This is a genomic window from Cellulomonas sp. P5_E12, assembly GCF_054049315.1.
Window position 1 is genome coordinate 1 of record NZ_JBFUMP010000035.1, and the last position, 23409, is coordinate 23409.

General features: G+C 72.6%; 21 protein-coding genes and 1 pseudogene. 9 read left to right on the top strand and 13 right to left on the bottom strand.

Annotation, left to right across the window (positions count from 1 at the left end; translation table 11 throughout):
* Together ACXJKA_RS18845 and ACXJKA_RS18850 are read right to left on the bottom strand one after the other, a co-directional pair.
* Positions 1–1055, bottom strand: a 1055-nt coding sequence (locus tag ACXJKA_RS18845) for a DNA polymerase Y family protein (protein WP_456826727.1), incomplete at its 3' end; no start/stop codon positions are given.
* Positions 1052–1903, bottom strand: a complete 852-nt coding sequence (locus tag ACXJKA_RS18850) for a hypothetical protein (RefSeq protein WP_456826728.1) — start codon at positions 1901–1903, stop codon at positions 1052–1054. The genes ACXJKA_RS18845 and ACXJKA_RS18850, both read right to left, overlap by 4 nt.
* A 221-nt stretch (positions 1904–2124) precedes the next feature.
* On the opposite strand from ACXJKA_RS18850, the gene ACXJKA_RS18855 reads away from it, so the two are divergent.
* From ACXJKA_RS18855 to ACXJKA_RS18875, 5 genes are all read left to right on the top strand, one after another.
* Complete coding sequence (locus ACXJKA_RS18855) at positions 2125–2793, top strand: Pr6Pr family membrane protein (protein ID WP_456826729.1); 669 nt, start codon at positions 2125–2127, stop codon at positions 2791–2793.
* Positions 2794–2800: 7 nt separating this feature from the next.
* Positions 2801–3325, top strand: a complete 525-nt coding sequence (locus ACXJKA_RS18860) for a YbhB/YbcL family Raf kinase inhibitor-like protein (RefSeq protein WP_456826730.1) — start codon at positions 2801–2803, stop codon at positions 3323–3325.
* The gene (locus tag ACXJKA_RS18865; protein WP_456826731.1) at positions 3322–3888 is read left to right on the top strand and encodes a YbaK/EbsC family protein; all 567 of its coding nucleotides are present in this window, start codon (positions 3322–3324) and stop codon (positions 3886–3888) included. Before ACXJKA_RS18860 ends, ACXJKA_RS18865 begins: the two co-directional genes overlap by 4 nt.
* Before the next feature lie 64 nt (positions 3889–3952).
* The gene (locus ACXJKA_RS18870; protein ID WP_456826732.1) at positions 3953–4210 is read left to right on the top strand and encodes a hypothetical protein; all 258 of its coding nucleotides are present in this window, start codon (positions 3953–3955) and stop codon (positions 4208–4210) included.
* The gene (locus ACXJKA_RS18875; RefSeq protein WP_456826733.1) at positions 4207–5145 is read left to right on the top strand and encodes an acyl-CoA thioester hydrolase/BAAT C-terminal domain-containing protein; all 939 of its coding nucleotides are present in this window, start codon (positions 4207–4209) and stop codon (positions 5143–5145) included. The genes ACXJKA_RS18870 and ACXJKA_RS18875 overlap by 4 nt, the downstream gene beginning before the upstream one ends.
* A 547-nt stretch (positions 5146–5692) precedes the next feature.
* Here ACXJKA_RS18875 and ACXJKA_RS18880 read toward each other — a convergent pair.
* The 10 genes from ACXJKA_RS18880 to ACXJKA_RS18925 form a co-directional block, all read right to left on the bottom strand.
* Entirely contained in the window at positions 5693–7531 is a 1839-nt protein-coding gene (locus ACXJKA_RS18880; RefSeq protein ID WP_456826734.1) for a hypothetical protein, read from the bottom strand.
* 990 nt (positions 7532–8521) lie between these two features.
* A complete protein-coding gene (locus tag ACXJKA_RS18885) occupies positions 8522–9349 on the bottom strand; it encodes a TrmH family RNA methyltransferase (protein WP_456826735.1) in 828 nt (275 codons plus the stop codon).
* Between the two features lie 4 nt (positions 9350–9353).
* Positions 9354–10544 carry an endo-1,4-beta-xylanase gene (locus ACXJKA_RS18890; protein ID WP_456826736.1) on the bottom strand — a complete coding sequence of 397 codons (1191 nt, stop codon included), beginning with the start codon at positions 10542–10544 and terminating at the stop codon, positions 9354–9356.
* Positions 10545–10571: 27 nt separating this feature from the next.
* Positions 10572–11816 carry an MFS transporter gene (locus tag ACXJKA_RS18895; protein WP_456826737.1) on the bottom strand — a complete coding sequence of 415 codons (1245 nt, stop codon included), beginning with the start codon at positions 11814–11816 and terminating at the stop codon, positions 10572–10574.
* 106 nt (positions 11817–11922) lie between these two features.
* Entirely contained in the window at positions 11923–13905 is a 1983-nt protein-coding gene (locus tag ACXJKA_RS18900; protein ID WP_456826738.1) for an ABC transporter ATP-binding protein, read from the bottom strand.
* The gene (locus ACXJKA_RS18905; protein WP_456826739.1) at positions 13902–15638 is read right to left on the bottom strand and encodes an ABC transporter ATP-binding protein; all 1737 of its coding nucleotides are present in this window, start codon (positions 15636–15638) and stop codon (positions 13902–13904) included. The genes ACXJKA_RS18900 and ACXJKA_RS18905 overlap by 4 nt, the downstream gene beginning before the upstream one ends.
* Positions 15638–16309: a TetR/AcrR family transcriptional regulator gene (locus tag ACXJKA_RS18910; RefSeq protein ID WP_456826747.1), complete on the bottom strand. Its 672-nt coding sequence runs from the start codon at positions 16307–16309 to the stop codon at positions 15638–15640. The genes ACXJKA_RS18905 and ACXJKA_RS18910 overlap by 1 nt, the downstream gene beginning before the upstream one ends.
* A 105-nt stretch (positions 16310–16414) precedes the next feature.
* Positions 16415–17572 carry an SPFH domain-containing protein gene (locus tag ACXJKA_RS18915; protein ID WP_456826740.1) on the bottom strand — a complete coding sequence of 386 codons (1158 nt, stop codon included), beginning with the start codon at positions 17570–17572 and terminating at the stop codon, positions 16415–16417.
* Positions 17573–17633: 61 nt separating this feature from the next.
* Positions 17634–18068, bottom strand: coding sequence for an NfeD family protein (locus ACXJKA_RS18920; protein WP_456826741.1), 435 nt, complete (start codon positions 18066–18068; stop codon positions 17634–17636).
* A gap of 94 nt (positions 18069–18162) precedes the next feature.
* Positions 18163–18957: an ABC transporter ATP-binding protein gene (locus ACXJKA_RS18925; protein WP_456826742.1), complete on the bottom strand. Its 795-nt coding sequence runs from the start codon at positions 18955–18957 to the stop codon at positions 18163–18165.
* An 87-nt stretch (positions 18958–19044) separates the two neighbouring features.
* On the opposite strand from ACXJKA_RS18925, the gene ACXJKA_RS18930 reads away from it, so the two are divergent.
* The gene (locus tag ACXJKA_RS18930) at positions 19045–19833 is read left to right on the top strand and encodes a hypothetical protein (RefSeq protein WP_456826743.1); all 789 of its coding nucleotides are present in this window, start codon (positions 19045–19047) and stop codon (positions 19831–19833) included.
* Here the strand turns inward: ACXJKA_RS18930 and glgA are convergent.
* Positions 19830–21056: a glycogen synthase gene (gene glgA, locus ACXJKA_RS18935; RefSeq protein ID WP_456826744.1), complete on the bottom strand. Its 1227-nt coding sequence runs from the start codon at positions 21054–21056 to the stop codon at positions 19830–19832. The two genes, ACXJKA_RS18930 and glgA, sit on opposite strands and share 4 nt — an antisense overlap.
* Before the next feature lie 112 nt (positions 21057–21168).
* On the opposite strand from glgA, the gene glgC reads away from it, so the two are divergent.
* The 3 genes and pseudogenes from glgC to ACXJKA_RS18950 form a co-directional block, all read left to right on the top strand.
* On the top strand, positions 21169–22410 hold the full coding sequence (gene glgC, locus ACXJKA_RS18940) for a glucose-1-phosphate adenylyltransferase (RefSeq protein WP_456826745.1): 1242 nt from the start codon (positions 21169–21171) through the stop codon (positions 22408–22410).
* Positions 22411–22455: 45 nt separating this feature from the next.
* Complete coding sequence (gene serB / locus ACXJKA_RS18945) at positions 22456–23100, top strand: phosphoserine phosphatase SerB (RefSeq protein WP_456826746.1); 645 nt, start codon at positions 22456–22458, stop codon at positions 23098–23100.
* Positions 23097–23409 (top strand): annotated as a pseudogene (locus ACXJKA_RS18950) (hypothetical protein); the annotation flags it as partial. The gene serB and the pseudogene ACXJKA_RS18950, both read left to right, overlap by 4 nt.

A 23409-nucleotide genomic window follows, 5' to 3' on the forward strand; every position in this document is an offset into this window, starting at 1 on the left:
GCCCGCGCGCGGGCACGCGCGGCGGGGTCGTCGGCCGCCCGCGCCCGGGCGGTCTCGACCGCGCTCGACGCCAGCCAGCCCTCCAGCTGCCAGCGGATCCGGTCGGTGATCCGGGCCGGGGTCAGCCCGCCCCACCCGCCGAGGTCCGTGCGCCAGGTCCGCACCAGGTCGGCGCCCTCGTCGGTGCGCGCGGCGATCTGCAGGCGCCCGCAGGTCACCGAGTGCTGGACGAGCAGCGCGTGCAGCTCCTCCGCCAGGCGGCGCCCCGCGAACGTCGCCGAGTCGACCCGGTCGAGCGGCGGGTCGAGGTCGGCGGCCACCTCGAGGTCCGCCTCCGGCCGACGGCGCGCGGGCGGCCGCTCGTCGTCCCCGCGGGCGAGCCGCTGCGCCCAGGCGCCGAGCCGACCGAAGCGGGCATGCACGTCCGTGGGCGGCAGCGCAGCGAGCTGCCCGAGCGTCCGCAGCCCCAGGCGGTGCAGCAGGTCGACCAGCTCCGCCACCGCGGAGGCCGCCTCGTCGGTGACCGCCGCGTGCACCAGCTCGCTCACGCCGCGCGGGGCCAGGTAGGCCGACGACGCGCCGGGCGGCACCACCGCACCGGTCCGGGTGGCCAGCACGGCCGCCAGCAGCCCGTCCGCCGTGCCGACCGCGCACTCGTGCCCCGACCCGGTGGCGACCGCGTCGATGAGCTTCTCCGCCAGGGCGTCCTCGGAGCCGTGGTACCGGCTGGCGCCGCCCGCGGGCAGCAGCAGCATCCCGGCGCGGACCACCTCGATGCCCGCCACCACGGTCTCGGCCGCCGCCGCGACCGGCTCGAACAGCCGCACGTCGCGGGCGTCGTCCGCCGCCAGCAGCACCAGCTCGGGGCACACGCCCTGCGCCTGCCGACGCCGCATCCCCCGGCGCACACCCTCCGCGCGGGCGAGGGCCGACACCGCGGTGAGCTGCCGCCCGTCGTGCACGGCGGTCGGCTGGTGCGGCGGGACCTCCTCGGCCGTCGCCGCGGCCACCACCGGCCAGTCGGGGACCCACAGGACGGTCGTGCGCGTGCTCATCCGACGAGCCTCAGACCGGGTGCGGGCGCCGCGACCTGCGGCTGGGGCGTCGAGCCGAGGGGCAGGGGCGTCGAGCCGAGGGGCAGAGTCAGGTCGAGCGCGCGCGGCACCGCCGCGCTCCCCCGGCCGGTGCGCACCAGCCGGATCTCGTGCGTGCGCAGCCTGCCCTCGCCGGCGTCGATCCCCGTCCAGCGGCCCGACTCGACCGTCAGCACCACGCCCGCGCCGGGCCAGTCGGCGGTCGACAGCAGCACGGACCCGCGGTCCCGTGCCCGCGCGGACAGCTTGCGGCGCTCGGCATCGGACAGGGTGACCTCGGGGCCGACGACCACCACGTCCACCCCGTCGAGCAGCGCGGCCACCACGGTCGGCGCCTCGAGACCCGGCCGCGGCACCACGGCCAGCCGGTCCAGCGACACGCCCGCCTGGGACGCCGCGAGCAGGCCGATGGTGGGCTGGCCGACGACGGCCGCCCACGCCCCGCCGGCGCACGCGTGCGCGAGCATGGCCAGCACCAGCGACGTCGACCCGGTGACCACCGTGGTGCCGCCGCGGCGCAGGCCCTCCGGCATGATCGGGACCAGGGGCGGCGGCACGGCCATCGGGGGCCGCTCGCTGGTGATGATCCCCGTGGTCGGCGGCTCCGGGGCCTCGTCCGGCAGGTCCGGCACCAACGCGACCACCGCGGGTGCCGCTGGTGCCGTGACGACCTCCGGAGCCGCGCGCACGGTCGTCGCGAGCCCGCCGAGCGGCAGCACGCTGCGTGCCCCGGTGCGCTGCTCGGCGCGTGCGAGGGCGGCCCGTGCGAGCATGACCCGGTCCTCCCGGGACATGGTGTCGACGGTCATGCGAACCTCCCCTCGAGCGGCCGATGAGAGGGTGTCTCGAGACCTCCATCGAACATCTGTTCGAAGTATCTCAGTACACGCTGACCTCCGGGACCGTGTCAATCCAGGTCACCCTCGTGCGGGCCGAGCGGCGTGCCCGCGGGCGCGATGTCGCAGGTCTCGGCTATGTTCTCGTCGCCCGGCAGCGTGGCCGGCTGGGACACCATCAGCACGGAGGCACCATGGGAGTCGTCGTCGGGATCTACCGCCTCGCACTGGCGGCCATCACGTTCCTCGCGCTGTTCTGGGCGCCGAGCACCGGTGTGACGTTCGACCTCGAGGACTACGTCTACTTCACCAACCAGTCGAACCTGCTGCTGGCCGTGGTCATGCTCTGGGGCGGCATCGCGGTGCTCGCCCGGCGTACGGAGCCCGCGCCCTGGCTGTTCGGCGCGGTGACGCTCTTCATCCTCATCACCGGCCTGGTGTCGTACCTCATCCTCGACCCGGCCCCGCCCGGCGAGGAGGTCATCGCGCTCGGCCTCACGCACGACCAGCTCGTGCACCGCCTGACGCCGATCGCCGCGTTCGTGCACTACCTGCTGATGGTCCCGCACCGCCGCCTGCGTATCCGCAATGCGGCGTACTGGCTGCTCTACCCGGTGGCGTACTGCGCGTTCACCACCGTCCGCGGCGTGCTGAGCCCGGGAAGCGACTACCCGTACGGGTTCATCGACGTCTCCGAGCTGGGCTACGGCGGCCTGCTGCTCAACGTGCTCATCTACGGCGTGGGCTTCTTCGTCCTCGGCCTCGTGCTCGTCGGCATCGACCGTGTCCTGCCCGCGCAGGCGGTCATCGGGCGACGCGTGCCGGAGCCGACCCCGCGCGCACCGCTGGTCCCCGCGGAATGATGTCGCCATGGCCGTGAACCTCACCCGTCCCGTCGCCCCCGACCCCTACTCGCTGCTCCCGCCGGTCCCCGACTTCACGCTGACCAGCGACGACTTCCGGCACGGCGAGCGCCTCCCCGACGCGCACACCAACACCGACGCCGGCAGCAACGTCTCCCCGCAGCTGTCGTGGGAGGGCTTCCCGGAGGGCACGCAGTCGTTCCTGGTCAGCTGCTTCGACCCCGACGCCCCCGGCCCCGCCGGCTGGTGGCACTGGACGGCCGTCGACGTTCCCGCGACCACCACCTCGCTGGCCACCGGAGCCGACCTGCCCGCCGGGGCGTTCGCGCTGCGCGGCGACGACGGCGAGGCCCGCTACGTCGGTGCCGCTCCCCCGCCCGGCGACCAGGTGCACCGGTACTTCTTCGTCGTGCACGCCCTCGACGTGCCCTCTCTCGGGTTGGGGCCGGACACGATGCCGGGCGCCGTGAACACCGCGGTCGTCTTCCACACGCTCGCGCGCGCGGTCCTGGTCGGGACCTACCAGCGGTGAGCCTCGGCACGCTGACCTGGGTGCGCGCGCTCGACCACCCCGACCTGCTCGCCAGCTCCACCCTCGCCGCGATCACGGCCTGGTCCACGCACGACCCCGACGTCGCCGATGCGGTCCTGGTCACGGAGATCGACCCCGACCTGGCGGACACGGCGGCGCTCACGGAGGCGTACCAGCTGGAGCCCGCGGCGTCGGCCAACTGCGTGCTCGTCGCCGGCCGCCGCGAGGGCGAGGAGCGCGTCGCGGCCGCCGTCGTGCGCGCCACCACGCGCGCCGACGTCAACAACGCGGTCAAGCGGCTGCTGGACGTCAGGAAGGCGTCGTTCCTGCCGATGGACCGGGCCGTCGAGGAGTCCGGCATGGAGTACGGCGGGATCACCCCGCTCGGCCTCCCGGGCCGCTACCGCGTGCTGGTCGACGCCCGCGTCGCCGCGGACGATCTCGACGCCGGGCCGACGGTGATCATCGGCAGCGGCGTGCGCCGGTCGAAGATCGCGCTGCCCGGCGCGCTCCTCGCGCGTGCGCCGGGCGTCGAGGTGGTCGACGGGCTCGCCCTGGGCTGACCGCCGATGAACTGTCCTCGAGCAGCATCGGAGTCAACTTGACGACGCCGCACGCAACGCGCTGGTGTCGCTGACCGGCGCCCGTGTGCTCCATCCGGACAAGAACCCGGACCGCACCCGCACGGTCTACGTCGCTACCGAGCTGCTGGGCCTGGTGGCGGAGCCGGGCATGGCGGCCTATGTCGACGCGGGTGTCGACGTCCCCGTCGGCGCGCTCGACCCGGTCGGGACGGCGTGCGGCGCCTGGCTCCCCCGCGCGGGCGCGCACCTGCCGCCTGCCCAGAGTCCACGGGGGTCAGCACCGCTAGGGTGCGCGGCATGAGCCGGACCACGAGCCGTGTCATCCGCGACCGTGCCATCTGCCGTGCGCACGGGATCGCGGGCGTGCTGGCCCGGCCCGCGGCGGGTGCCGAGCGCGCGGTCGTCGTGATCGGCGGGTCCGAGGGCGGGCTGCACGAGCGCGACGCCGTCGCGCTGGCGGAGGAGGGTTTCGCCACGCTGGCCCTCGCCTACTTCGGCGCACCGGGGGTCCCGTCCGTCCTGGTCGACGTGCCGCTCGAGTACTTCACCCGCGCGCTCGACCTGCTCGAGGCGCAGGGGTTCGCGCCGGGCTCGATCGGGCTGCTCGGCGGCTCCCGCGGCGGCGAGGCGGCGCTGCTGGTCGGGAGCCGCGACGACCGGGTCGGGTCGGTCGTCAGCGTGGTCGGCAGCGGCGTCGTCACACAGGGCATCGACTACCGAGCCGGCCGGCTGGACGCGATCCTGCAGACGTCCGGCCCCGCCTGGACCGTCGACGGAGAGCCGCTGCCCTTCCTGCCCTACGACGTCACCCCCGAGCTGGTCGAGGCCATCGAGCGCCACGAACCCGTCGCATTGCGCGACGGGTTCGCCGCGCTGCCGACGGATCCCGACGCGCTCGACCGCGTGAGCATCCCGGTCGAGCGCATCCGCGGCGGCGTCCTGCTCGTGGCCGCGGGAGACGACCAGATGTGGGACTCACCGGCGTACAGCCGCGTCGCCGCCGACCGCCTGCGCGCTGCGGACMACCCGTACCCGTGGGCGAACGTCGTGCTCGACCACGTCGGGCACATGATCGCCGGACCACCGGGGGGCGTCTCCACCAGCCTCGGGCCCGGGCCGGGCGTCACCTTCCGGCACGGCGGCGACCCGGTGATCACCGCCCGGGTGCGCGGGGAGACGTGGGCGAGGACCACGGGCTTCCTGCGCTACACGCTGCCCCGGGATGACCCGGCGTGACCTCCGGGCGGCCCTAGGGTCACGCCGTCCGCAAGCCGTCAGCGCGGGGCCAACGTCCGCGGCTCGAACGCCACGCGGATCGTTTAGTGAGCCCGTCATCCAGGTGCACGCGATGCGCTGGCCGCGGCGATGCACCGGGTCGGGCGCACCGTCGTCCCGCGCTGGGAGGTTCGTGGAGCTCCACGCAGCGTCGGCATCGTCAGCGAGGCCACAGCGTCCCGTGGGGACCTGCGCCGGATCCCGATCTGCGACGCCCACGCCCCGATCAYGACTGGAGATCGTCTGGCGCTCCGCGCCGAGCCCCGCCGCGCGCGCGTTCCTCGACCACCTGCGCGCGTGATGTCGGGGTCCGGCCAGGGTCGATGCGCGTCCACGGCATGTGGCGCCCTCGACCCACGAACCGATCGACGCCTGTGTGGCTCCTCGGGAGGTCGCAGGGCCACGCGGGTGGGGGTGTCCCGGTCCTCAGATCGCGCATGCACCATCTGCTGCCGACATGACGGAGCGGGGGGCCGGGCCGAGGCCCGATCCCCCGCTCCCGGTGCGGTCAGCGGCGGTGCGCGACCACGAGACCACTCGTACCCAGGAGCAGCACGAGCAGTGCGAGGACAGCCAGGGCCAGCGGGTTGCCGGCACCGGTTGCGGCCAGGACCTCACCGGACGAGGACGTCGTCGGCGCGGCCAGCACCTGGCTCGGTGCGGCCAGGACCTGGTTGGCGGGCGTCACCGTCGGCGGCGTGCTGGTTGTCGTCGTCGTCGGGCACGGGACATCCGTGAACGTGGACGTCCACACCGTCTGGGTGCCCTCCGGGAACACGTCCCCGGCGATGATCGGCACGACGGTGACTGTCACCGTGTTCCCGCTCGTCACCTTGTCGTACCGGTAGTCGGCGGTGTTAGCGGGCAGCGTGGTCGTGTCGTTCGCTGTTCCGCAGACGTCGGTGAACTGGGGAGCCGGCGGCTGGGACAAGACCCTCTGGAAGCAGGGGGCCCCGGGGTTGGCGTCCTGGTAGCCGGTCGCAGCGGCCAGGGTGATGGTCCTCGTCGCCACGGTCTTGGCTTCGTTGATCGTCCACTTGGTCGCGTCGAGACCAGCCAGCGTGACACCCGGCTTCGCCGTCACTGTGATCGTGAACTGACCGGCAACTCCGGTCGGTGTGACGGCCACGGTGATGTTGGCGAACACGCCGTCCAGCCCCGTCGGCAGGGCACCAGGTGCCGTGCAGCTCGGACCAGTGGGCTCGGCGTTGAACAGCGCCGGGACCGGGTAGACGGTGGTGCAGTCCGCGTCCGTCTTGTAGGCGGGCACGTCGAACGAGATCGTCTTGGTGGTGGCGTTCCCGGCGAACCGGTAGCCGGCGTCCGCCGTGAAGGTCAGCGTCCAGTGGCTGCCCGAGGGAGCCGGGTTCGGGTGCACACCCTCGGGGAAGTCACCCAGGTTCGGGTAGTTCGCCCCGTTGAGAGTGGCGGCCGTCAGCGTGGCGTGATCGAAGGCGAGCAGGCCGGAGCCGTCGCGGTCTTCACACGTCGGCGGCGTCGTCGTCCACGACGCGCTCGCCGTGCCGTACGTCGGCGGGCAGTCCTTGTAGGTCCAGAGGAACCAGTCCCCCTTGCCGTGGCTGCCGTGGCTCACGAAGTACGGCACGCCGGCCTCGTGGTTGGCGAAGACGTGGTTGGCCGACTGCGGGTTGCCGCTGGTGGCGTGCCAGCCCGCAGCGTTGACCGCCGGGGCAGACGTGACGGGCCCACCGGTCCACGTGTGCCACACCGGCACGCGACCGTCCACGCACTCTGGCGGCGGGGTGTAGCACGGAGCGTGACGGTTGGTGGACTGGTAGCCGGTAGCTCCCAGAACGGCAACTGTCGCGGTCCGCACGGTGGGGTTGCCCGGTCCGCTGAACTGGTACCCGGCCTTCGCCGTGGCAGTGATGGTGTACATGCCCGGACCGTCGAACGCCCGGTCCACGGTGAGGACGTAGCCCACGCGGTCGATCGGGAACACGGAGGTGTTCAGAGAACCGGCCGCCTCACAGGTCGGCGGCACGGGCGCCACGTCGAACAGCACAGCGACCGGCGTCGGCACGCACGGAGCCGAGGAGACGAAGTACCACTGCTTCACGAAGTTGGCGTCCTCAGGGGGGTTCGGCCCCGTCAGCTTGCCATCAGCGAGGATCGTGTCGATCTGGGCACGGGTGCCCTTGTAGAGATCCTGCTGGTAGGTCGTGCCGCACGTCGTGGGCGCGATCTTGCCCGGACCCACGTAGGTCTGCGGCCAGCCGACGTCGTCCTTGTTGTGGGCGTTCGGCGCGTAGGTGGGCGACTTCCAGGTGTGCCACTCGGAGAGGATCACGCCGTCGCTGTGCGTCGACGTGGTCTGGGGGGCCACCCGGGCAGCCTCAGCGGGGGCAGGTTCCTGCGCAGCGGGCTCCGGGGCAGGCTCGGCGGCCGGGGCCTCGACCACCGGCTCGGGAGCGGGCTCCGCCGGCGCAGGTGCGGCCTCGGGCTCCGCAACGGGTTCCGTAGCCGCAGGTGCGGCCTCGGGCTCCGCAACGGGGTCCGTTGCCGCAGGAGCCGCAACTGTCTCCTCAGCCACCACCGGGGCGGCGTCGTCGGCGAACGCTGGAACAGCGAAGGCAGGAGCGCCGAACATGACCACACCGAGCACGCCGGCAGTCGCCGCCGCACACCACTTCATTCTTTTCACGGTTCTCTCTCCTTTGAGATCTGCCGCCACGGACCAGCCGCTCCTCGACGACCGGGACGGTTCTGGAAGCCGGTCGGAGGCGCCCCAGGGCGCCGCAACGCTGACAAAGATCGACCCGCGGTCGACGTGCCGTGATGCGAGCGGCCCGAGCCGCGCCCCCCTGCTCCTTCGTCTCACACATCCGACGAATCCGACATTACGCCCGAGCGTGCGACCGCTGCTCGCTGGGATGGGGTGAGGGTCCGGGTGAAGATCGCGGTCCCTCCAGGCGAACTTCGGGGACGAGCCGGACGTCCAGGGTGGCAGTGCGCGCGGTCGCGTCAGAGCGTCGCCGAGAACGCCGCCGCTGCTGACGCGACATCAGGAGCCGGGCGGTCGATGGGTCGCACAGGCTCGAGCAGCCTCACGCGAACGCGGCGACGCGACGGCGCCCAGCCTCGTCGAGCGACGGCGGGACGAGCGCCCGGCACGGTGCCCGCGCGTCGACGAGCATCGAGACACGGTCGTCGTCGCACGGCGCCCCGACACTCGCCGCGGCGAGCCACGTCGACCACGCTCCGCGGGAGATCGCGGGTCCGCCGGGGGGCCCATCTGCTCGGTGAGGTCGCAGGCGACCCCGGCCGGGGATCAGCGTCCGGCCGTCGGGCGCCGGTCGCAACGGGTCATCCGAGATCAGGACCGGCGCGTCGCCCAGAACGCCACCGCGGCCGCGGCCGCCACGTTCAGCGAGTCCACCCCGCCCGCCATCGGGATCCGCACCACCAGGTCGGACTCGGCGACGGTCACCGGCTTGAGCCCGTGGCCCTCGGCGCCCAGCACGAGCGCCAGGCGTTCCGGCGGGTCGGCAACCAGCGCGTCCAGCGTGATCGAGTCGTCGGACAGGGCCAGCGCGGCGGTGACGAACCCGGCCTCGCGCAGCACGCCGATGCCCTCGGGCCAGGGGTCGATGCGCGTCCACGGCACCTGGAACACGGTCCCCATCGACACGCGCACGGACCGCCGGTAGAGCGGGTCGGCGCAGCGGGGCGTGACGAGCACGGCGTCGACACCGAGCGCGGCGGCCGACCGGAACGCGGCGCCGACGTTGGTGTGGTCGACGATGTCCTCCAGCACGGCGACCCGGCGCGCGCCGGCCAGCAGTGCGGCGACGGGCGCTAGGGGCGGCCGGTGCATGGCCGCGAGCGCCCCGCGGTGGACGTGGAACCCGGTGATGGCCTCGAGCACGGGCTCCTCGGCGACGTAGACCGGGACGACCACGTCGTCGGCGGGCAGGCTCGCCAGCAGCCGCTCGAGGTCGGGCAGCCAGCGCGGCGACAGCAGGATCGACCGCGGCCGGTGGCCGGCCGCGAGCGCGCGGCCGAGCACGGTGGAGCTCTCCGCGATGTAGAGGCCCTTGGCGGGCTCCTGCCGCGAGCGCAGCGCGACGTCGGTCAGCGAGACGTAGTCGGCGAGGCGGTCGTCGGACGGGTCGGTGACGGGCTGCAGGGAGGCGACGGGCACGCGCTCATCCTTCCAGCCGGACGACGACCTCCCCGTCCCGGTCGAGCGAGAACGGCACCCCGTCGACGGAGTACGTCCCGCGGAACCCGCTGACCGGCACCCGCCCGGACGAGGAGGTTCGCACCGTCGTCGGCGCCACCCACCACTCGTCCTTCACCAGCCTGCGCAGGGCGTCGTACGCGGGCTTCGGCGTCCCGTCGGCGCGGACCAGGCCGGCCGGCGCACCGAGCCACGCACCCTCGTCGGTGATCCCCCAGTACGTCGCCGCGTGCACGGCCGGGTGCGCAAGCAAGGTGCGGTAGTGCCGCTCGAGCTCGTCGGCCTGCCGCGCCTCGCCCTCGGGCGTCGACGGCCACGAGGCCACCTGGTGGTCGTTGAGGTCCTCGATGTGCGCGGGCATGAGGTCGCCCGACAGCAGCGTCGTCTCGGTGAGGTGCAGCGGGAGCCCGTACCGCGCGAACCGGTCGAGGATCGCGAGCGTCTTCTCCTCACCCCAGTAGCCCTGGTGCATGTGGCTCTGCAGGCCGATCGCGTCGACCTGGATGCCCGCCTCGAGCACGCCCTCGATCAGGCACTCGTACGCGGTCGACATGTCGAAGTCGTTGAGCAGCAGGGTGGCCGACGGGTTGGTCTGCCGCGCGGCGTCGAACGCGAGCCGGATCGTGGGGATGCGCCCGCGGTCCCGGGCGAGCCGGGTCAAGCCGTTCGGCTCCTTGTCGAACACGGGCATGATCACGACCTCGTTGATCACGTCCCACGTGTCGATGACGCCGGCGAAGTCGGCGACCTCACGGCGGATCCGCGCGTCCTGGGCGTCGGCGATCTCGTCCGTCGTGAGGTCGAGCAGCCAGGGCGCGCCGACGGTGTGCCACGCGAGCGGGTGGCCCTTGACGGCGACGCCGCGGTCCGCGAACCAGCGAGCCGCCGTCAGCAGGCGCGCGGTGTCGGGCCGCCCGCGCACGGGCTCGAAGGTGCCCCAGTAGAACGGGAGGGTGGCGGCGTTGAACACGTCGAACCAGAGCGACGCGAGCGACGCGGAACCGCCCGACGGGTCGAGGAAGTCGAACCCGATGTTGCCGAACAGGAACGCGTGCCGCTCCTGCGCGACGACGACCTCGGTGTCGGTGAGCGGGCGGCCGTCAGGGCCGATGACCGTGACGACGGCGTCGGCGCGTCGATGAGCGAGCGAGGGCATGCGCCCAGCGTGCCACGACGGAAAACGTTATCGATCCCCCGCCACACCGGCGGCGAGCAGCGTCGCGGAGACCCGGGAGCTGCGCAGCGCACGCCCTCCGAGCAGCGCGGCCGCCACCCCGACCAGAGCCACGACGGGCACGACGAGGAACGCCTGGTGCGTGCCGACGGCGTCGGCGAGCGCGCCGAGCGCGAACGGCGCGATGCCGATGGCGAGGCTGCCGACGAACGTCGCGCGGGCCTGCGTCGCGTCGGTCCGTCCTGGCGCCGTCGCCAGGAGCAGGGAGATGGACAGGGGGTACTGCGCGCCGTACCCGAACCCGGCGACCACCAGCCCGACCATCGCCGTCGCCGGGGTGGTCGCGGTCCACAGGATCGCCCAGCCGCCGATGGCCACGACGAACGCCACGGCCAGCAGCATGGTCGGCGCGACGCGCAGCGAGAGGGGGCCGACGACGAACCGCACGGCGGACATGCCCGCCACGAGCCCGGCGGTCGCCGCGGCGGCGATCCCGGCGCCCGCACCGGTCTGCTGCAGGATCAGGCTCGTCGACCAGTAGGTGGTGGCGAACTCCAGCGAGATGCCGGCGACGAGCGTGACCAGGAAGCACCACGCGGGCAGCCGGCTCACCGCGCGGACCGGCGCCGCGGCAGCGTGCGACGAGCCCGCGACATGCGCCGGCGTCATCGCGCCGCCGTCGGGGATCCGCGACATCAGGACCGCGGTGACCAGCGCGAGGGCGGCCGTCACCAGGACGGCCGGACGCCACCCCCACCCGATGGCCACGCACGCTCCGACGGCCAACGGCCCCACCAGCCCGATGGAGGAGCCGACGCCGTTGCCCTCCGTGAGGGCCGCGGAGGCCTTGGCCCCGTGCCGCAGCGCCACTCCCGCCTGCGCCGCGCTGATCATCACGTTGCCGCCGAGCGCGAGCACCACCATCGCCAGCAGGCTCCACCCGAGCGCGGGCGCAGCCACGAGCCCGCACGCACCCACGGCGACCACCGCGCACGCGAGCAGGATGGCGGCCCGCCGACCCCGGGCGTGGACCAGCCGCGGTGCGACGAACGCCGCGAGGATGCCGCCTGCGGCCATGGCCGTCCCGTGCAGTCCGGCCTGCGCGTCGCTGACGCCCAGCTCCTCCGCCAGCAGCGGCACGCTCGGGTTGAAGCTGTACAGGAGCCAGCCCCAGACGGCGAAGCAGCCGTAGAACGCGATCGTCATCCGATCGCGCGTGAACCCGGTGCGCTCGGCGTCGGGAAGGGTGGGCATGGGCCGAGCGTACGGGTCGATCACATCGATTCGATCAGGTCGTCCAGTGGCGTCCCCCGCAACCTGCACGTGCGCGACGTCGCGGGACGCCCGTGCGTCGACCGCGTCAGTCCACCGGCGCCACCGCCGCCGCGAACTGGCTCGCGTACAGCCKCGCGTACGCGCCGTCGGCGGCGAGCAGCTCGTCGTGCGAGCCCTGCTCCACGATCGCGCCGTCCTCCATCACGAGGATCATGTCGGCGTCACGGATCGTCGACAGCCGGTGCGCGATGACGAACGAGGTCCGCCCGTGCCGCAGCGCGTTCATCGCCTGCTGGACCAGCACCTCGGTGCGGGTGTCCACGGACGAGGTCGCCTCGTCGAGGATGAGGATCGCGGGGTCGGCCAGGAACGCGCGGGCGATGGTGAGCAGCTGCTTCTCGCCCGCCGAGACGTTCGCGCCCTCGTCGTCGACCGTGGTCTCGTAGCCGTCCGGCAGGGTGCGTACGAAGCGGTCGACGTGGGTCGCGACGGCGGCCTCGACGATCTCCTCCTGCGTCGCGTGCTCCACGCCGTACGCGATGTTCTCCGCCAGCGTGCCGCCGAACAACCAGGTGTCCTGCAGCACCATGCCCATCTGCGAGCGCAGCGCGTCGCGGGTCATGTCCCGCACGTCGACACCGTCGAGGGTGATCCGGCCGGCGTCGACCTCGTAGAACCGCATGAGCAGGTTCACCAGGGTCGTCTTGCCGGCGCCGGTCGGGCCGACGATCGCGATCGTCTGGCCCGGCTGGGCCACCAGCGACAGGTCCCGGATGAGCGGCTTCTCCGGCGAGTAGCTGAACGCCACGTTCTCGAACGCGACCCGGCCCTGGATGGGCTGGTCCGGCTGCACCGCGTCGACCGGGTCGGGCTCCTGCTCGTCGGCGTCCAGCAGCTCGAACACCCGCTCCACGGACGCGACGCCCGACTGGAGCAGGTTCGCCATGGACGCGATCGCGGTGATCGGCTGCGTGAACTGCCGGCTGTACTGGATGAACGCCTGGACGCTGCCCAGCGTGAGGGCCCCCGACGCCACCTGCAGGCCGCCGACGACCGCGACGATCACGTAGTTGAGGTTGGCGACGAAGCCGAGCGCCGGCTGGATGATCCCGGAGATGAACTGCGCCTTGAAGCTCGACTCGTACAGCCTCTCGTTCCGCTCCGCGAACACCTCGGCGGCCTCCTTCTGGCGACCGAAGACGGTGACCAGGGAGTGTCCGGTGTACATCTCCTCGATGTGGGCGTTCAGCTGCCCGGTCACCGCCCACTGCTGCATGAACTGCGGACGGGACCGCTTGGCGATCATTGCCGCGATCCACATCGACAGCGGGACCGTGATCAGGGCGATGACCGCGAGCAGCGGCGAGATGAAGAACATCATGGCCAGCACGCCGACGACGGTCAGCACCGACGTGATCAGCTGCGAGAGGGTCTGCTGCAACGTCTGGGCGACGTTGTCGATGTCGTTGGTCACCCGGCTGAGCAGCTCGCCGCGCGGTTGGCCGTCGTGGTACTTCAGCGGCAGCCGGGACAGCTTCGCCTCGACCCGTTGCCGCATCTGGTAGACGACCCGCTGCACCACGACGGCCGTCATCCGGCCCTGCAGCCACCCGAACAGGAACGACCCCAGGTAGATCACCAGGACCACGAGCAGGATGTTGCGCAGCTGGGTGAAGTCGATGCCGACGCCGGGGATCGCGCCGGACGACTCGACGATGTTGGCCTGAGCCGTCTCGCCGCGCGAGCGGAGGAACTCGACCGCCTGGGCGTTGGTGGTGCCCGCGGGCAGCTGCTTGCCGATGACGCCGGCGAAGATCACGTTGGTCGCGTTGCCCAGAAGCTTCGGCCCGGTGACCGCCAGGACGACGGACGCGGTGCCCATGGCGACGATCGCCAGCATGGGCCAGCGCTCGCCGCGCATCTCGCCCAGGAACCGGCGGGCCGACCCGCGGAAGTTCATCGACTTCTCGCCGGGCATGCCCATGTTCATCATGGGACCGCCGCCGCCGGGTCCGCGGCGCTGCGGGGGCATCCGCTGGGCGGGTGCCGGTCGCTCGTCGGTGCTCATGCCGCCTCCTCCACGCTCACCTGCGAGTACACGATCTCCCGGTACGTCTCCGACGACTCCAGCAGCTCGCTGTGCGTGCCGACGCCGACGACGAGGCCGTCCTCCATCACGACGATGGAATCGGCGTGGCGGATGGTGGCCACCCGCTGCGCGATGACCAGCACGGTCGCGTCCTGCGTCTCGGGGACGAGGGCCGCGCGCAACGCGGCGTCCGTGCCGTAGTCGAGCGCGGAGAACGAGTCGTCGAACAGGAAGACCGACGGCTTGCGCACCAGCGCCCGGGCGATGGCGAGCCGCTGTCGCTGGCCGCCCGACACGTTGGTGCCGCCCTGGGAGATCGGGGCGTCCAGCCCTTCGGGCAGCGCCTCGACGAACGGCAAGGCCTGGGCGACCTCGAGCGCGTGCCACAGCTCCGCGTCGGACGCCCCCGGCTTGCCGTACTCCAGGTTCGACCGGACGGTGCCGGCGAACAGGTACGGCTTCTGCGGGACGAGCCCGATCTGCGTCCACAGCTGGTCCGGGTCGAGGTCGCGCACGTCGACGCCGTCGAGCAGCACCGCGCCGCCCGTCACGTCGAACAGCCGCGGGATGAGGTTCACGAGCGTCGTCTTGCCCGAACCCGTGGAACCGATGATGGCCGTCGTCCGGCCCGGCTCGGCCACCAGGTCGATGCCGTGGAGGACCGAGCGCTCGGCGCCCGGGTAGCCGAACTCCACGGCCCGCAGCTCGAGCAGGCCGGGGCGCTTGCCCGGCAGCCCCCGCGGGTGCGGCGACGGCACCACGGACGTGTCGGTCGTGAGGATCTCCCCGATGCGCTCTGACGACACGACGGCCCGCGGGACCATCACGAACATCATCGTCGACATCATGACGGCGATGAGGATGTACGCGATGTAGGACAGGAACGCCGTGAGCTGACCGATCTGCATGGCGCCCGAGTCGACGCGGTACGCACCGAACCAGAGCACCGCGACGCTCGTGACGTTCAGCACGACCATGACCGACGGGAACATCAGCGCCATGAGCTTGCCCACGCGCAGGGACGTGTCGTAGAGGTCCGAGTTCGCGCCGTCGAACCGCTGCGACTCGCGGCGCTCGCGGACGAACGCCCGGACCACGCGGACGCCGGCGATCTGCTCGCGCAGCACCCGGTTGATGGCGTCGATCCGCTTCTGCATCGACCGGAAGTACGGCACCATCCGCGAGATGATCAGGCCGATGACGAGGCCGAGGACCGGCACGGACACGAGCAGTATGCCGGAGAGCACCACGTCCTCCTGCATCGCCATGATCACGCCGCCGACCAGCATGATCGGCGCCATGATCATCATGGTGAAGGTCATCATCGTGACCATCTGCACCTGCTGGACGTCGTTCGTCGTGCGCGTGATCAGCGTCGGCGCCCCGAACTTGGCCACCTCCTGGGCCGAGAACGTCTGCACCTGGCCGAACAGCCGCTTGCGCACGTCGCGGCCGAACGCCATCGCGGTCCGCGAGCCGTAGTAGACGGCGATGATCGCCGCGACGATCTGCACGAAGCTGACCGCGAGCATCACGCCGCCGAGGCGCATGATCTCGGCGGTGTCCCCCTTGACCACGCCGTCGTCGATGATCCGGGCGTTGAGGCTGGGCAGGTAGAGCGTCGCCATCGTCTGGATCAGCTGGAGCACGACGACCGCGATCACCGCCCCCTGGTACGGCTTGAGATGCTCTTTGAGCAGCTTGACCAGCATCACGAGCTCCTGTCGGTCGGGGTGGGGGCGAGGACGCCGTGGAGGAGGAGGTCGACCAGCTTCTCCGGGTCCGGCGGGCCGGTGTCGAGCCCGCGGCGACCAGCGTCGACGGTACGGATGGTGGCGCCCAGGAGCACGGTGTTAAAGAGGTCGATGACGTCGGCGAGGGGCAGGCGCAGGTCGCTCGCGTCGGGCTCCAGGAGCTCCGCGACCACGGCCGTCACGGCCTCGGTGCCCGCCTGCTGGCGGCGACCCCACTGCCGGATGGCCGCCTCGCGGTTCTCCGGGGTCGGCCCGGCCGGCTCCAGCCGCCCGACCTCGTGCAGCAGGCCCATCCAGCGCATCGAGTCGCCCACATGGGCCTGTGCCTGCGTCATCAGGACGAGCAGCTTGTCGCGCAGCGGGAGCGTCCGGTCGATCGCCGCGATCTCCGGGATCGCGTCCGCCGGGTCGACCGCGGCGAGCACGGCCTCGCGGATGAGGGTGACCTTGTCGGTGAACACCCGGAAGAGCGTCCCCTCCGCGACTCCCGCGGCCTCGGCGAGCTCCCGGGAGGTGACGGCGGCGCCACGGGCCAGCAGCACGGGACGCACGGCCAGCAGGATCGCGGCGCGGCGCTCGTCGGGCGGCAGCGGCGCGGCCCGACCCGCACGTGCGACCCCGGTGATCATCTCCACGCGGCGAATGTAACTGAGTGAGCACTCACTCCCAAGCGTTGTTCACTGTGAGCGAACGTGTGGAGAGCCGAACCCCTAGGGGATCCGGCCCTCCACGGCTCACTGCGTCGGCGCGTCCTGCGGCGGCTCGGGTGCGGGCGGCTGCGGGGCGCGCGGGGGCACCGCTCCCCCGCCGGGCCGTTGGCCCAGCTCGACCGACGGGTCGAACGGAAGGCCGMTCAGGGTGCCGGAGGCCGTCGCGTCCGCGGTCGCGGCGGCCGACTCGCGCCGGGCCTCCGCGAGCGCCTCGGCGGGGTCGGTGAGCGTCGTCGGCGGCAGGTCGTCGCCCAACGGCGAGGTACCGGCCGGGCGCCCGCTGTCGTCGGGCGTGAACGGCCCGCCGAATCCCTTGGCGAAGACCCCCAGCGCGCTGGTCAGCTCGGACGGCAGGAACCACATCTTGTTCGACGGGGTCGCCGCGATCTTCGGCAGGATCTGGAGGTACTGGTAGGCCAGCAGCTTGGGGTCGGCGTCGCCGCGGTGGACCGCGTCGAACACCTGGAGGATGGCCCGCGCCTCACCCTCGGCCGTGAGGATCGCCGCCTGCGCGCCACCCTCGGCCCGCAGGATCGCCGCCTGCTTCTCGCCCTCGGCCGTGAGGATCTGCGACTGCTTGAAGCCCTCCGCGGTGAGGATCGCGGCGCGGCGGTCGCGCTCGGCGCGCATCTGCTGCTCCATCGACCCCTTGATGCTCTCCGGCGGGTCGATCGACTTGAGCTCGACGCGGTTCACACGCACGCCCCAGCGCCCGGTCGCCTCGTCGAGCACCCCGCGCAGCTGGCCGTTGATCTGGTCGCGGCTGGTCAGCGTCTGCTCGAGGTCCATCGAGCCGACCACGTTGCGGAGCGTGGTCACCGTCAGCTGCTCGATGCCCTGGATGTAGTTGGCGATCTCGTAGACCGCCGACTTCGGCTCGGTCACCTGGAAGTAGATGACGGTGTCGATGCTCACCACGAGGTTGTCGGACGTGATCACGGGCTGCGGCGGGAACGACACCACCTGCTCGCGCAGGTCGACGCTGGCGCGCGGGCGGTCGACGAACGGGATGAGCAGGTGCAGGCCGGCGTCCAGCGTGCGGGAGTACCGGCCGAGCCGCTCGATGATGATCGCGACGGCCTGCGGGACGATCTTGACCGACCGCACCAGCGCGATGATGACGAACAGCAGCACCAGGCCCAGCACGATGTAGAGGGCGATCTGCCCACCGCTCAGGTCCATGGATCCTCCAGGAGGTTCACGCGGGCGAGGTGCACGCGGGGGTTCTCAGGTCACGCCGGGGTCAGGCGCCGGGCACGGGCACGACGACCGCGGTGGCGCCGTCGATCCGTGACACGCGGACCTCGGTGCCGGGCGGGATGGCCTGCGCGGCGTCGGCGCGCGCGCTCCAGACCTCGCCGTTGAGCTTCACGCGGCCGCCCTCGACGGTGACCGTCGAGACGACCACGGCATCGCGGCCCACGAGGGCCGCGGCGTTGGTCTCCACCAGCGGCATCCGGGCCCGCAGGTGCCGCAGCAACCACGGTCGCAGCGTGAAGAGCAGCACGACGGACGTGAGCGCGGCGACGATGAACTGCACCGGCACCGAGGCGCCGAGCCAGTACGCGATCGCCCCGGCGATGGCGCCGCCGGCGAACATGGCGAGCACCAGGTCCAGCGACAGCATCTCGAGGATGCCGAAGGCGAGCGCCGCACCGATCCACCACAGCCAACCCATGAGGGTCCACTCCTCCGGTCCGGCAGGTTCCGCCGTCGGCTCCCGCTGTACAGCCGATAGTAGGCGTTTTCTTTGCGAAAACCTGGGGAAACTCTCAGCCCTGAGAGGAAGTTGCCCGGGCCGACCAGCGACCGTCCGTCTTGTCGACGACGAGCGGCAGGTCGAAGGCCCCGGACAGCGTCTGCGCGGTCAGCACCTCGTCGATCGGGCCGGCCGCGAAGGCCTTGCCGGCGCGCAGCAGGAGGATGTGTGTGAAGCCCTGCGGGATCTCCTCGACGTGGTGCGTGACCAGCACGAGCACGGGCGACTTGTGGTCACCGGCAAGCTCGGCGAGGGCCGCGACCAGCTCCTCGCGGCCCCCGAGGTCCAGCCCGGCAGCGGGCTCGTCGAGCAGCAGCAGCTCGGGGTCGGTCATGAGCGACCGGGCGATCTGCACGCGCTTGCGCTCCCCCTCGGAGAGGGTGCCGAAGTAGCGGTCGGACAGGTGCGCGACCCCGAACGCGGCGAGCAGGTCCGTCGCCCGCGACTCGTCGAGCGACTCGTACTCCTCGCGCCAGCGACCGGTCACGCCGTACGCGGCCGTGAGGACCACGTCCCGCACCAGCTCGCTCGCCGGGATGCGGTCCGCCAATGACGCGCTCGACAGGCCGATGCGCGGGCGCAGCTCGAAGACGTCGACCCGACCCAGCCGGGAGCCCAGCAGGTCCGCGGTCCCGCTGGTGGGGTGCATGCGCCCCGAGGCCACCTGGAGCAGGGTGGTCTTGCCGGCGCCGTTGCGGCCGAGGACGACCCACCGCTCGCCCTCCCGGACCGTCCAGGTCACCTCGTCGAGGATCGTCGTCGTTCCCCGGCGGATCGTCACGGCCTGCAGGTCGAGCACGTCGGTCATGGGCACGACCCTAACCGTCGAGCCGCACGTCGGGCGCCCACGACGGGCCGCTCGTCGGTGGGTTCGGTCACGTCCTACGGTTGTCCGGTGGACCTCACCCTGGAGCTCCCCCGCTCCGTGCTCCTCGCCCTGTGGCTGGCCGACGACCGTTCCGACCGCTCGGTGCTGATGGACGCCGTCCAGTCCGACGACGAGCCGCACACCGTGCAGCGCCGACCAGCTGCCGACGACCCCCTCCGCGACGACGTGAGCGACGAGCCGCTCGGCTCCCTGCTGGACGCCTGCGCCGGGTCGCCGCGCGACGTCGCCGCCGTCCTGCCCGTGCCGGGCGACCCCGGCGCCACGCCCGCGGCCGTCAGCTCGGCGGCGACCGATGCGGGCGAGGCCGTGCTGGTGCGGACCCCGCAGTCGTGCCTCGTCGCGGTCCCCGTCGTGCAGCGGTTCGGGTCGGCGCTCGAGCCGGGGCACCTGGTCACCTGGGAGGTCTCGGAGGTGCCCGACTGGCGGCACGTCGCGCACGCCCGGACCGGCTCGCTGCAGGACGCCGAGCGCGAGCTGCGTCAGGGTCTGCTGCAGGCGACCGAGGCGTTGGTCCGCCTCGACGTCGCCCGGTGGCGGCCGGACGCGGCAGAGCAGGTCGCGGTGCTGCGCGACCTGGAGCTGCCGGCCTGGCGGCTGCCGGACGGGCTCGACGGCCGTCGGCTGCGGGTGCTCGCGAGCGCGGCCCGGCTGCGCGCGATCGTCGCGCTGGCCGCGCAGGACGACGGCGCCGCGGTCAACCTGTGGCAGGCCGACCAGCGCTCGACGGCCCTGCGGGACGTCGACCGGATGGCCCGCCGTGCGATGGCGGCCGCCTCGTCGCAGCTGACCCCTTAGGCCAGCGCCCCCCGATACACCTCGAGCGTGCGGTCGGCGATCGCCTCCCACGTGAAGTGGTCCTCGACCCGCCGCCGCGACGCGATCCCCCACTCCGCGGTCCGCGCGGTGTGGTCGAGCACGTCGGTGAAGGCCGCAGCCAGGTCCGCGACGAACCGCCCCGGGTCCACCGGGGTGCCGGTGCCGTCCTGCAGCTGGTCGATCGGCACGAGCCGCCCGGTGACGCCGTCGTCGATGACCTCGGGGATCCCGCCGGTGGCCGTCCCGACGACCGGCAGGCCGACCGCCATGGCCTCGAGGTTCACGATGCCGAGGGGCTCGTAGATCGACGGGCAGGCGAACACCGTGCCGTGCATGAGGACGGCGATGAGCTCGTCCCGCGGCAGCATCTGCTCGATCCAGACCACGCCCGACCGCTTGGTGCGCAGCGAGTCGACCAGGCCCGTGACCTCGGCCATGATCGCCGGGGTGTCCGGCGCGCCGGCGCAGAGCACCACCTGGACGTCCGGGGGCAGCAGCTCGGCCGCGCGCAGGAAGTAGGGCAGGCCCTTCTGCCGGGTGATCCGGCCGACGAACACCACGGCGGGGCGCGACGGGTCGATGCCGAGCGCGCGCACGGTGGCGTCCGCCTTCGCCACCGCCTCGTCGTCGGTGGGCCGCTGCCACTGGTCGAGGTCGATGCCGTTGTGGACGACCTTGACCAGGTCCGCGTCGACCTTCGGGTACGCCCGCAGGATGTCGTCGCGCATGCCGCCGCTGACCGCGATGACGGCGGCGGCGCCCTCGTAGGCGGTCTTCTCCGCCCAGCCCGACAGCGCGTAGCCTCCGCCCAGCTGCTCGGCCTTCCACGGCCGCAGGGGCTCGAGGCTGTGGGCGCTGACGACGTGCGGCAGGCCGTGCAGCAGCCCGGCGAGGTGCCCGCCGAGGTTGGCGTACCAGGTGTGGGAGTGCACCAGGTCGGACGCGACGCCGTCGGCACCGACCTTCCCGACGGCGTCGGCCATCTCGAGGTCGATGCCGAAGGTCTGCAGCGCGGCGTTGGCCGTGGCGAGCTCCGTCGGCACGGAGTACCCGGTGACCCGCGGGTCCTCCCTCGGGCCGTCGAAGCAGTGCACGCGCACGTCGATCGTGCGCTCGAGGACGCGGGAGAGCCCCGCGACATGGACGCCCGCGCCGCCGTAGATGAACGGCGGGTACTCCCGGGTCAACAGGTCGACACGCACGCGAACCATCCCCTCGCCACCGGCCCCGACGACCGGTTCTCCCGTCGACACGCTAGCGCGTGAGGGCACGCAGGCCTCGCTGGGACCGCGCCTGGGGCCTAGGGTCGTACCCATGGCAGCGCCGCGCGTCCTCGCTATCGTCCTCGCAGGTGGGGAGGGCAAACGACTGATGCCCCTCACCGCCGACCGTGCCAAGCCGGCGGTGCCCTTCGGGGGTTTGTACCGGCTCATCGACTTCGCCCTGTCGAACGTCATCAACTCGCGGTACCTGCACGTCATCGTGCTGACGCAGTACAAGTCCCACAGCCTCGACCGGCACGTGTCCAAGACGTGGCGCATGTCGCCCCTGCTCGGCAACTACGTGGCCGCCGTCCCCGCGCAGCAGCGGGTGGGCAAGCACTGGTACCTCGGCAGCGCCGACGCCATCTACCAGTGCCTCAACATCATCGAGGACGAGCGCCCCGACATCGTGGTCGTGGTCGGCGCCGACCACGTGTACCGCATGGACTTCTCCCAGATGGTCGACGCCCACATCACGTCCGGCGCCGAGTTCACCGTCGCCGCGATCCGCCAGCCGATCGAGGAGGCCGACCAGTTCGGCGTCATCGAGGTCGACCCCGCGGACCCGACGCTCATCAAGGCGTTCCTCGAGAAGCCCACCGACCCGGTGGGCCTGGCCGACTCCCCCGGTGAGATCCTCGCGTCGATGGGCAACTACGTCGCCAACGCGGACGCCCTCGTCGCCGCGGTGACCGCCGACGCCGAGAACGTGAACTCCCGTCACGACATGGGCGGCGACATCGCCCCCTACTTCGTCGAGCGCGGCACCGCGGGCGTCTACGACTTCCTGCGCAACGACGTGCCGGGCTCCACGCCCCGCGACCGCGACTACTGGCGGGACGTCGGGACGATCGACGCGTTCTACGAGGCCAACATCGACCTCATCTCCATCGAGCCGGTGTTCAACCTGTACAACGACGAGTGGCCGCTCTACAGCGGCTACACGAGCCTCGCGCCCGCCAAGTTCATCCACGCCGGCGCGGGCAGGCTCGGTCACGCCGTGGACTCCGTCGTCTCACCGGGCGTGCTGGTCTCCGGCGCGACGGTCTCCGGGTCGGTCCTCTCGCCGGGCGTGCGGCTGCACTCGTGGGCGCAGGTCACGGACTCGGTGCTCATGGACGACGTCCACGTGAACCGCTACGCGCAGGTCCACCGCGCGATCATCGACAAGAACGTGGTCGTCCCCGAACGCGTCCGCATCGGGMTCGACCACGACCACGACCGCGCGCGCGGCTTCACCGTGACGGAGTCGGGCATCACCGTCGTCCCGAAGGGAACGATCATCGAGGGGTGAGCCACCGGCACGCCCACCCCGTGCCCGGCACTACCCTGCGGTTCCGTGAGCGTCCCCCAGCCCCGCCTCGTCGTCATGGACGTCGACTCGACCTTCATCACGGGTGAGGTCGTGGAGATGCTCGCCGCGCACGCGGGCACCGAGGAGCTGGTCACCGAGATCACCGAGCGCGCCATGCGCGGCGAGATCGACTTCGCCGCGTCCCTGCACGAGCGCGTGGCCACGCTGGCCGGCCTGCCAGTCTCGGTGCTGGCCGACGTGCTCGCCGCGGTGGACCTCTCCCCCGGCGCCCGGGAGCTCGTCGCCGAGCTGCACGCTCGCGGCTGGCCGGTCGGGCTCGTGTCCGGCGGGTTCATCGAGATCGTCCGCCCGCTCGCGGCCACCCTCGGCATCACCCTGACCAGGGCGAACTCCCTCGAGGTGGTCGACGGGCACCTCACGGGCAGGGTGAGCGGAGCCGTGGTGGACCGCCCGGCCAAGGCGGACACCTTGCGGGAGTACGCCGCGACCGTCGGCATCCCGATGGAGCGGACCATCGCGATCGGCGACGGCGCCAACGACCTCGACATGCTCGCGGCCGCCGGCTTCGGCATCGCGTTCAACGCCAAGCCCCTGGTCTGCGCGGCCGCGGACGCGGTCGTCCGGGACCGGCTCGACGCGGTGCTCGACCTGCCGGTGTTCGCGCGGTGAGCACCTTCGTGCCGGGCATCGACCTGGCACGGATGCTCTACGCCGCGGTCYGACCTGCACTCGTCGCCCGGGGGCTCGCCCACACCGCTGCGCTCGTCGGCCCCGGCTCGGACGTGCTCGGGTACGACGACGCCACCTCCACCGACCACGACTGGGGGCCGCGTCTCCAGCTGCTCCTGTCGGAGCCGGACCGCGCCGCGCACGGGGACGACCTGCACGAGGAGCTGCGTCGGCGCCTGCCGCCCGAGGTCGCCGGCTGGACGACGCGCGCCGCCGCGCCGGCGCCGGACGGCACACGCGGGCCCGGCG